General features: G+C 67.9%; 1 pseudogene. It reads left to right on the forward strand.

Features of this window, described 5'->3' with window-relative positions:
* Positions 1-298 (forward strand): annotated as a pseudogene (locus SB771_RS33645) (Fe-S protein assembly chaperone HscA); the annotation flags it as partial.
* Between the last annotated feature and the right edge of the window lie 76 nt (positions 299-374).

Consider the following 374-nt stretch of genomic DNA (forward strand, 5'->3'; position numbering starts at 1 on the left):
GGCCGACAACGACGCCCGCGCCCGCATGCTGCGCGAGCAGCAGGTGGAAGCGCGTCAGTTGGTCGAATCGGTGCAGGCCGCGCTGGCGGTCGACGGCGACCTGCTGAATGCCGAGGAACGCCAACGGGTCGATGAATGCCTGCAGGCAGCCAGTCGCGCCCAGGAGGCGCAGGATGTGGACGCGGTGAAGTCCGCGGTCGAGGCCTTGTCGGCCGCGACCGATGAATTCGCCGCGCGCCGCATGGACCGCAGCATCCGCGCCGCGCTGGCTGGCCGCAAACTTGACGAAATCGCCTGATAAGACGCTATGCCGAAACTGACCGTATTGCCTCATCCCGACTACTGCCCCGAGGGCGCCGTGATCGAGGACGCGC

This window comes from Burkholderia sp. SIMBA_051 (assembly GCF_046534915.1).
Taxonomy (GTDB): Bacteria; Pseudomonadota; Gammaproteobacteria; order Burkholderiales; family Burkholderiaceae; genus Burkholderia; species Burkholderia ambifaria.